Source organism: Streptomyces sp. NPDC026575, from assembly GCF_055567415.1.
The window spans coordinates 1-8,736 of record NZ_JBVHQM010000059.1 but is presented as its reverse complement, the minus strand read 5'-3'; the positions used below and the strand labels follow the sequence as shown (position 1 = coordinate 8,736).

6 protein-coding genes are annotated in these 8,736 nt (G+C 74.9%); all 6 read right to left on the bottom strand.

Annotation, left to right across the window (positions count from 1 at the left end; genetic code table 11):
• Positions 1-155: 155 nt before the first annotated feature.
• Positions 156-857, bottom strand: coding sequence for a TetR/AcrR family transcriptional regulator (locus tag ACZ4NB_RS38545; protein WP_467667721.1), 702 nt, complete (start codon positions 855-857; stop codon positions 156-158).
• Between the two features lie 57 nt (positions 858-914).
• The gene (locus ACZ4NB_RS38540; protein ID WP_467667720.1) at positions 915-2,012 is read right to left on the bottom strand and encodes a PDR/VanB family oxidoreductase; all 1,098 of its coding nucleotides are present in this window, start codon (positions 2,010-2,012) and stop codon (positions 915-917) included.
• 1 nt (position 2,013) lies between these two features.
• Positions 2,014-2,928, bottom strand: coding sequence for a metal-dependent hydrolase (locus ACZ4NB_RS38535; RefSeq protein WP_467667719.1), 915 nt, complete (start codon positions 2,926-2,928; stop codon positions 2,014-2,016).
• Between the two features lie 109 nt (positions 2,929-3,037).
• Positions 3,038-5,008, bottom strand: coding sequence for a hypothetical protein (locus ACZ4NB_RS38530; protein WP_467667718.1), 1,971 nt, complete (start codon positions 5,006-5,008; stop codon positions 3,038-3,040).
• A 128-nt stretch (positions 5,009-5,136) separates the two neighbouring features.
• Positions 5,137-5,367 carry a DUF397 domain-containing protein gene (locus ACZ4NB_RS38525; protein ID WP_467667717.1) on the bottom strand — a complete coding sequence of 77 codons (231 nt, stop codon included), beginning with the start codon at positions 5,365-5,367 and terminating at the stop codon, positions 5,137-5,139.
• Positions 5,368-5,416: 49 nt separating this feature from the next.
• Positions 5,417-8,551: an alpha-N-acetylglucosaminidase gene (locus ACZ4NB_RS38520; protein WP_467667722.1), complete on the bottom strand. Its 3,135-nt coding sequence runs from the start codon at positions 8,549-8,551 to the stop codon at positions 5,417-5,419.
• Positions 8,552-8,736 lie beyond the last annotated feature (185 nt).

Sequence of the window (8,736 nt, the reverse complement as noted above, 5' to 3'; positions counted from 1 at the left end):
CGGACGTAAAGCGCAGCAGTCCGGACACCCAGCCCCGGAGGACCGACACCGGCACCCGAACAGCCCCGCGCAGCGGACCCAGCCCGCCGCAGGCGCAACGGCGAGAAACCACCACGGCGGGAAAGCCGAAAACGTGGGAGGCAAGCCAAGCGCAGCTATGCGCGGACGGGCGCGGGAAGCGCCATCAGCCGCCCCACCAGATCCGCGAACATCCCGTCCGCCGGTTCATCGGCCAGCATCCGGCGGACGACCTGCGCCATCCGGTCGTCGTACGCCGCACTCACCGCAGCCAGCGCAGCGAAATCGTGGACGAGCTGGCGTTCCAGCTCGGTCCGGGGGATGCCGCGTCGGTCCAGCCAGAGCAGCGCCGTGGTCTCGGCCAGCGAGATCCACGAGCGGACCACCAACTCCAGCCGGGGGGTGGGGTCGGGGACACCGAGATGGGCGACGATCTGCTCGTACGCGGCCTGCCGGACGCCGTCTATCATCGCGCTCGCCCGGGTCGAGCCGACCGCCGGACCGCCGCGCATCAGTGCCGAGAAGCCGGGGCCGTGCACCTCGACGAAGTCGAAGAAACGCTCCATCACACGCAACAGGCGGGCGCCGAGCGGGCCTTCGTGCGGCTCGACGAACCGGGCCGTCAGCTCCTCGGCGGCCCTGCGCAGCGCGGCCTCGTACAGCTGCCGCTTGCCCGGGAAGTAGTGGTAGACCAGCGGCCGCGAGATGCCGGCCGCCTCGGCGATCTCGTCGATCGACACGTCCTCGGGGGAACGGTGGCTGAACAGATCGAGGGCGACCGCGATCAGCTGATCACGCCGCTCCTCGACGCCCATCCTGCGGCGCGCCCCGGTCGTCATGCGGACCAGCCTAACCATCCGGGGCGCGGCGCGGAATCGTGTGCCGAGGCGAAGTCGTCATAGATCGAGCACAAGCCCCCCGCTCCGGGCCCGCGAGACGCAGATGAGCAGCGAGTCCGCGCGCTCGGCGTCGGTCAGCAGCTCGTCGCGGTGGTCGACCTCACCGGACAGCACCCGCTGTTGGCAGGTGCCGCAGAAGCCCTGCTCGCAGGAGTACGGCAGATCGGGCAGCGCCTGGTCGCGGATGGCCCGCAGCACGCTGGTGTCCGCGGCGACGGCGACCGTACGGCCGGTGCGGCGCAGTTCCACCTCGAACGGGACGTTCTCGCCGGACGGTGCGTCGGCGACCGGGGCGAACCGCTCGGTGTGCAGCGTCAGGCCCTCGGACACGGTCGGCAGCAGCGCCTCGACCGCCGCCATCAGCGGCTCGGGCCCGCAGCAGTAGACGGCCGCGTGCCGCGGCGCACCGGCGAGCACCGCCGCCAGGTCCGGCCGGCCGTCCTCGTCCTCGGCGACCACCGTGACCCGGTCGGCGCCGGCCCCCGCCAGCTTCTCGATCTCTGCCAGGAACGGCATCGAGGCCCGCGACCGCCCGCCGTACACCAGCCGCCAGGGCACGCCCTCGCGCTCGGCCTGCCGGACCATCGGCAGGATCGGTGTGATGCCGATGCCGCCCGCGATGAAGACATAGGCGGGGCTGTCGTGGAGCGGGAAGCGGTTGCGCGGCCCGCGCGCCTGCACCACCGCCCCCTCGTGCAACAGCTCGTGCACCTCGCGCGAGCCGCCCCGGCCGTCCTCGATGAGCCGGGTGGCGATGGTGTACGTATCGGGTGTCGCGGGGTCCCCGCACAGCGAGTACTGGCGTACCGCCCCCGACGGCAGCACCAGGTCCAGATGCGCCCCGGGCTCCCACGCCGGCAGGTCCGCGCCCGACAGTCGCAGCCGTACGACCCCCTCGGCCTCCGCGGTCCGCTCCACGACGGTCAGTTGCCGTACGCCCGAGCCCTGGCCGGCGGCGTCGCGGCCCCTTCCCGAGACGGGTTCCTCCAGTGCGGGCATCGGCCACAGCGGCGACTGCTTGACGCGCTGGCGCAGTGCCCTCCGGGTGACCAGCAGCGCCGCACCGGCTATCACGAACGTCCGCATACGGGGCATCTCAGGCGCCTCCGGCGGTGCGGGCCTCGGCCGCGGTCGCGGCGGGGGATCCGGCGAGGTAGGCGACGGCCTGCGTGGTGCTGCCGTGCTGCGAGGGGTGGTAGGTGCGGCTGAGGTACTGCGGGATGGAGCGCGCCATGGCTCCCGCGGTCGGCAGTACGCCCTGCCGGCCGGCGCGGAAGAACTCCCGGAAGCTGGCCCTGCCGTCGACCAGCGAGGGGTCGTTCTCCATGAAGAAGCGGGTGCCGCGCTGCCACAGGAACACCAGCGCGGTGAACGCGATGGCCCAGGTGCGCACCCGCCGCCGGTAGCCGCCGTCCAGGTGCATGAAGAGATCGAACGCCACCGACCGGTGCTCGACCTCCTCCGCGCCGTGCCAGCGCAGCAGGTCGAGCATCATCGGGTCGGCGCCCTTGGCGTCCAGTGCCTCGGCGTTGAGCACCCAGTCGCCCAGGAACGCGGTGTAGTGCTCGATGGCGGCGATCGTCGCGACCCGCTCCAGCAGCCACCACTTGCGGGCCCGGCCCGGCGGCAGGGTCCGGTCGCCGAGCAGCTTCTCGAAGAGCCAGTCCACCTGCGCCGTGTACGGGGTCGGATCCAGCCCCCGCTCCTTGAGGTGCGGCAGCACCGCGTCGTGGGCCTGTGCGTGCATGGCCTCCTGTCCGATGAAGCCGATGACGTCCGCGCGCAGCCGCTCGTCGCGGATATGGGGCAGGACCTGCTTGTACACCCGCACGAACCAGCGCTCGCCGGCCGGCAGCAGCAGATGCAGCACATTGATCGTGTGGGTGCTGTCCGGATCGCCGGGTATCCAGTGCAGCGGGGTGTCGGCCCAGTCGAAGGCGACGTTGCGGGGCTTCAGCGGGATGTGCTCGGACGCGACCGCCTGGGGCCGCAGCGAGGCCGTATTAGACATGGCGTCAATGTACTGACGGGTAAGGAATGCCGATACCCCTCGGACGGCGAAAGCTCGACCAATTTCCCGGCGGACGCACCGCGGTGCGTCCTCCGTCCCGCCGGGACCGTCAGCCCAGCGGCCCGACCTTCTTGCCGTTGACCAGCCGGCCCGCCAGCTCCGCCCGCTGGCCCGCCTTCGCGGGCAGCGACAGCAGCCGGCCGGGCGCCTGGCCCCGCACCCCGCCGGTCACGCCGATCGACGCGATCTGCTCGCTGCCCGCCGCCAGCAGCCACCGCCGGCCGTCCGCGCCCTTCCACAGCACCCCGGCCAGCGCGCGGGGCGCCCGCGGACCGCAGGCCGTACCGCCCTCGGCGCGGGCCGCCACCACGCCCGGCGGATACGGCCGGTCGCCCGCCGCCGGCGGCTGGATCTGGGCCGTCGTCCGGCTGCCCGGGCCGCGCCAGGTCTCGGCGCGGGTGCACAGCCAGGCCGCTTCGCCCGCGCCGCCGGGGAGCGGCTGCCGGGCGAACTCCCAGGAGTTCACCGTGCGGACGCCCTGCCCGCGGACCGCGGTCAGCTGGCAGGCCGTCCGCGCCCAGGCCGTCCTGGCCTGCGGGGCGGCCACTTCACCCGGCTTGCGCGGGGTGCCGTACGTCAGCCGGGCCGGGGTCAGCTCGCCGAGATCGGTCAGCAGCCGGCCGCCCATCCGCAGCGCCGGCCAGGTCGTGCACTGCTCGGCGGGCCGGGGCGCGGGCACCGGGGCGGTCACCCCGTGCGCGTCGATGGCGGTGGCCTCGCCCGCCGCGTCCGGCTTCAGCAGGTCCACCAGCCGGGCCCGCTTGACCCAGGGTGCCGTCAGATAGCGGACGTTGCCCTCGGTGCGGTTCACCACCAGCGCGCTCGCCGAGTCGGCCGCCGCGCCGTCCGTGCGGGCGAAGTCCAGCGCCGCGCCCGTGCCCTCGGACTGCCCCTCGCCGTCCGCCGACTCGGCGTAGCGCACCACGCGCAGCCCGTCGTGGAAGAGCACCACCACCGCGTGGTCCACCACGCCGGCGAACAGCAGCTGGGCCGGCCCCGCGGCCGGACCGGCCGGGGTGCCGGGCGTCGCCGAGACCGGTACCCCGGCCCCCGGCCTGGCCCATACGGCCAGTGCGCGGCGCAGCAGCGCCTTGTCGTGCACCCGGTCGCCGCGGGCCGGCCAGGCGGCGAAGTCCTGGCGGGCGGCGGTCTGCCAGGCGGACGCCGACGCCACGGTCAACTTGCCGGGGTCCAGGGCCGCTTCGGACGCGGCATTGCGCGCGTACTCCGGGGCGGCCGCGCCGTCCGGGCCCCAGCCGTCGCCCGGCAGCCCCAGCAGCGCCCCGCACACCAGCACCGCCGCGCCCGCCGCCAGCACCGCGCGGCCGTGCTGCCGCCGCCGGATCAGATCCGTCGGCCGGGCCTGCAGCGCGCACGCGTCGAACTCCGGTGACTCCAGCAGCGACCGGTCGCGGCTGCCGGCCGGCGTCTCGGCCTCCTCCGCCTCGTCCAGTGCGTCACGCGGGTCGGCGACCCCGGCGGCCTCCAGCACCCGGCGCGCCTCGGGCGCGCTCAGCCGCTCCAGATCCCGCAGCACGAACGCCGCCCGGCCCGGCCCGGACAGCGCCGCCAGCGCCTGGTCCAGGGCGAGTTCGTCCGCGCCGCCGGAACGCGGGAACAGGCTCAGGCCCCAGACCTGGGGGAGCAGGGGCGGCGGCATCGGCAGCCGCCGGGCGCGCCCGGCGGCGATCGCGGCGCGCAGCACCCGCAGCCGCACGAAGGCGTAGCCGGGGTCGATCGCCGCTTCCGTACCGGCCCGCTGGGTGGGCAGGCCGAGGCCGCCGGCGGAGGCGCGCTGGCGCGGCAGGGCGCGCTGGACCACGCCGTGCGCGGTCAGCACCCGGCGGCTGCGGCTCCGGCCGGGCGGCAGGACGAGATAGGCCAGCCGGACCAGCCGGGGGTAGTGCTCGACCAGCGCCGCCTCGGCCTGCTCGACGTCGATGACATCACCGAGGTCGGCGAGGCCGCTGGGGTCGGAGCGGTCCGGACGGGGGGAGGACGCCTGCAGCTGCTGCTTCACGTTCGGTGAAACGAGTGAATCCTGCGATGGTCACCGATGTGACCGGGCGCCCTGGGGGCCGCCGGACATGGCCGCGGCCACCGCGGTGGACCGACCGCGGTGGCCGCATGGCGGGCTTGCCGGCGCCGCTACTGCTGCAGGTCGAACTCGCCGTCCCGCGCGCCGAGCACGAAGGCCCGCCACTCCGCCTCGGTGTAGCGCAGTACCACATCGGGGTCCATGGAGTTGCGCATGGCCACCGCACCGCGCTCCAGGAAGGCGATCTCCACCGCCTCCTTGGCGTCGCCCGGCGGGCGCTGCCAGGTGGCGTCGGTGATGTCGAGGGCGTAGAGCCACTCTTTCTCGGCTGCGGCACTCATACCGTGTTCCCCTCGCTCGTGGACCATTGCGGGTCAGCGTACGCAATGGTCAGGTGAGCTTCCACCGGCGGAACTCGGCCGTACCGCGTTGTCCGGACGCGGAGTTGGCGGCGCACTGGTGCAGTCCGGTGTCCTGGCGCGGGGCCGCTCCGGGGACGGCGACGGTGGCGATCTCGCGCCAGGTGGCACCGCCGTCGGTGGAGCAGGACCCGGTGTACGTACCCGTGCGCGGGCCGTCGTCCGCGCCGCGCCGCAGCCGCAGCAGCACCGGTGCGGTGACGCCGGCCAGGCGCCGGTAGGTGTCCAGGGCCCCGTCGCCGTCGGCGTCGTAGGACAGCACGACGCCGTTGCCGGGGGTCGCCGAGAGGTTGAGGAAGCCGAGCCCGCCCGGAGAGCCCGGGGCGGGCGCGGGGGCGAGGCGATTGCGGACGATCAGGCCGGCGCGGGCCCAGGGGCCGGTCGCGTCCTGTCCGGTCACCTCGACCGTCACCGATCCGCCGGCGGCCAGCGCGCCCGGCCGGAAGACCGCGCCGAACTCGGCGGTGGCCTTCCACAGATCGGCGCCCGCGCCGTCGATCGCGAAGCGGTCGTCCAGCTGGCCGAAGACCGCGGCGTTCGTCGTCACCGTCGCCAGCCCCGCATCGAGCGGTCCGGCGACGAAGAGCGTGCCGTGCCGTTCGGCCCGCACCCGCGGCTCGCCCCGGGGGCCGTACGCGACGCCGAGGTCGTACGGCAGCGGCCGCAGCGGGGCGGTCGGCGGACCGGCCGGGGCGGTGACCCGCCAGCGGGCCCGGCCGGTGCCGCCGGGCGGGACGGACGGCAGGGACACCGGGCCCGAGGCGGTGGCGTCGAGGCCGTCCAGCGCGAAGTCGACCCGACCGGTCGCCCGCAGCCCGTTGACGTTGCGCAGCGCCGCGGTGACCGTGGCGCGGCCACCCGGCGGCAGCGCCTCGGGAGCGGCGGTGAGCGTGACCGTGCCCTGGTACGGGGCCCTGGCCAGGGCGTCGTGGACCCGGCGCGCGGTGCGGTGGGCGTCGGTGGTGGGGCGCAGCGGATAGCTCTTGCGCTCGCGGGTCCAGGGCTCCTCGACGGCGTACCAGTCGAAGGTCCGGGGCGGCCGGTCCGCGGCCAGCGCGTCCGCCAGCTCGTCCAAGTACGCCTGCCACTGCGGGAGATGGACATCGCCGATCAGGCCGTGCCAGTCGCGGTTGGCGTAGTTGGCGAGCTTGCCGCCGTCGGCGCTGGGCCGGTCCGCCCAGGTGGTGATCAGCGCACGGGCGCTGTGCTCCAGCCGCGCCTCCTCCTCCTCCTCGCCGGTCGCCGTCGCCGTCGCCTCCGCCAGCCACGGCCCGAGCAGGAACCGCCGGTGCGCGCCGGTGACCTCCTCGCTCAGCCGCATCAGCCGCAGCCACAGTCCGGACAGCGCGCCGAAGGCCGCCCGGTCCTTGCGCCGGTAGGCGTCCTGGAGCTGCCCGATCAGCTGCCAGGACCGGTTGGCCAGGGCCTGGCGGGCGGCGTCGGTGAGGTCGTGGCGGTAGGCGTCGCCGCCGCGCAGCGCGGGGCGCACCCGCAGCAGCGCGGCGAACGCGGTGTCGAACGCGGCCGGATCGAAGGCGGGGGAGTGGGTGGCGTACGTGGTTCCGGAGCGGGCGGCCAGGCTGGGGCGGGCGGCGAACACCGAGTCGTGCGGACGGCCGTCCTGGCTGGCGATCTGGTACGCGCTGGTGCGCAGCGCGGCGAACGCGGCCCGGGCCTCGTCGTCGCGACCGCCGTAGCGCAGGTCGGCATAGCCGTCGAACCACGCCTCCCGGTCCACCGGGCGCTCCCGCCAGGCCAGTTCGCTGAACAGCTCGAAGGCCGCCGGATCGCGCTCGGCGGCCTCCGGCATGTACGCGGTGCCGACGAGCCGGCTGCCCGGCTTGTCACGCCAGGCGGTGAAGCGCTCGGCCCAGATGTGCGTCTTCGCGCCGAGGGTGGTGCGGCCGCCGAAGTTGGGGATGGAGCCGAAGGCGTACGGCACCCCGCCCCAGTCCCGTTCGCGGTCGGTGACGGTGTCCAGGTCGCTGAGGCCGTCCACGATCAGCATCCGGTCGTGGTCGACGGCGTCCAGCAGGTCCCGCCGCGGGTTGTCCTGCCAGCCCAGGATCACCCAGGTGGCGTCGGGACGGGCGGTGCGCAGCGCCTTCTCCACCGCGCGCGCGGCCTCCGGCACCGGCACGTCCCCCGGGTCGCCGCCCTCGTGCAGCAGATCCATCTTGAAGTAATCGGCCGGGCCCAGGAGCTGCTCCTGATGGCGGTAGAAGGCGGCGGCCACCGCGGCGAAGACCGGGCTGCGCGGGTCCAGCCAGTCGGGTCGGGCCAGGCCCGACCAGGTGCCCTGCGGCACGGTGCGGGCACCGGGATTCCGGTCGGCGAAGCCGCCGGGGACGGTGCCGAAGTAGCCGGGCAGCACCGGACGCATGCCCAGCTCCCGCAGCCGGTCGCAGATCCGCCGCCCCAAGGCGGCTCGCTTGCCCAGAAGCCGGTGGCTCACCGGCCCGCCGTAGCCGCTCATGTTCTGCAGCAGCCACCACGGCTGGTGCGAGGGCGCCGGCAGCCAGCCGCGGGCCTCGGCGTCGGAGTAGCCGAAGTCGGTCAGCAGCCGGTGGTAGACGGCCTCGGCCCCCGGGGTGACCAGCACCTCGTTCACCCCGTGCAGCGCCAGCACGTCGATCAGCCGCTCCCAGCGCGGCCAGTCCGCGTACGGGGCGGTATAGCCGTCGTGGGTGTCGTTGAGCGCGAAGCGGTGCGGCAGCGAGGTGCCGCGCTCGACGGGGGAGTCCGGGGCGGGCAGCACATCCGGCAGCTCCAGCTGCTCCCCGGCCCAGGACAGATGCGCCCGGCAGGTGTACTTCAGATACCAGTTGACGCCGGTCAGCACCGCCGCGGGCGTCGTCCCGGCGACGGTGATCCGGCCGGCGCGCCCGGTCACCCGGAAGCGGTCGGTGTCGCCGTCGGGGACGAGCGACACCGGCGCGAACTGGTCGGCGTGGCCGGGCAGCAGACGCGCGAGTGCGGTTCGCACCGGCGCGACGTCGTCGGCCACCGCCCGTGCCGGTCGGGCGGCCCGGCCCGGCGCGGCCCGCCCTGGCGCGGCCGCGCCGAGTACCGCCCCCGCGCCGATCGCCCCGGCGGTCCCGAGCAGTGCGCGTCGTGATGGTGACGGTCGGCTCACGTGTCCCCCACTGGGTGGTTTCCGCTGCGCTTTGCTTGCCTACCACGTTGTCGGCTGCGGCGCCGTGTGTGTTTCTCGCCGTTTCGCCTGCGGCGGGCGGTTGTTTGTCGGGTGCGGTGACAGCCCTACGGACTCCGTCCTACGGTCTGTCCCCT